At 51.9% G+C, this 1,004-nt stretch carries 1 protein-coding gene; it reads left to right on the forward strand.

Features of this window, described 5'->3' with window-relative positions:
* Positions 1–307: 307 nt before the first annotated feature.
* Positions 308–1,004 (forward strand): hypothetical protein (locus CW742_RS15340; RefSeq protein WP_292421922.1); only part of this gene is annotated, 697 nt, incomplete at its 3' end.

Here is a 1,004-nt window from a genome sequence, read left to right on the forward strand (position 1 = left end):
GGCCAAAGGGGATGATTTCGGAAAAAGTATTTATAAAAAAATACAGATGAATCTCCATATGCAGAGATTCCGTATCGGTCTGTTTTTCGGGATCGTGATCATAACGGGGCTGCTGTTTTTCTTTTCAATTGTCCCGTTCCTGATGGATGGATCGCAATTCCCCGGTGTGGAATCAAACCATTCTTTCTCCAATCTATCCGGATCCGCTCCGGGTAGTACCCAGATCTGCCTTGGCAATGCTTCTATCGTTGTACCGCACCGGTGCGACCTGATCAATACATCCCAATGGGGCGAGGTTCCCGCTGATATGGTAGCTGTCATATTGAAAGAGGGCAGGACCCGGGCGGATGCGGATGAGGTTGCACGGCTCCTCAACGGGAAGGTTGTCGGCTATTATGATTATCTCAACCTCTACCAGATTGAATACCATGGGGGATGCGGTGCCTATAATGAAAAGGATCTTTGCGATTGCCTTCAGAAAGCGTGCGAACATTCCTGCGTGGAACTGGCATTTCCGGTCTCCCAGCCGCTCCTGGAAAACGCAATAACTGCGAGTGAAATATCCCCCATTTCCAATCCCGTGTACGAGGAAGCAAACAGGGATTCAGGGTACCTTCTTGTCCGGGCGAAAAGCGCCTGGGATATAGTCAGGGCATCGCATCTTCCCCTTTCTCAGGTAAGGGTTGCGGTTGTTGATGACGGTGTATATACGGGTTTCCATACATTCGATGTCGGCCCTGTCCTTGATACATCTGCAAACGGGTCCAGGCTCCTGCATCCAATCACGGGATGGGAACATGTGGGCAGCCATGGTACCGGTATCATGAATATCATTGGGGCCTATACCGATGGCGAGGGAATTACCGGGATTGCATCGGTTCCGCTCACCGGAAAACTTACCCTTTCGATGCTGACCAACCGCCGCCCCCCCTATGGGGATCCGGTGGACATCCCCGGCCCTTCGTGCAGCGAGACTGCCCAAGGAGTGTCTCAACGGAAGATCA

The sequence above is a fragment of the Methanoregula sp. genome, from assembly GCF_002835825.1.
In the GTDB taxonomy this organism is placed as follows: Archaea; Halobacteriota; Methanomicrobia; order Methanomicrobiales; family Methanospirillaceae; genus Methanoregula.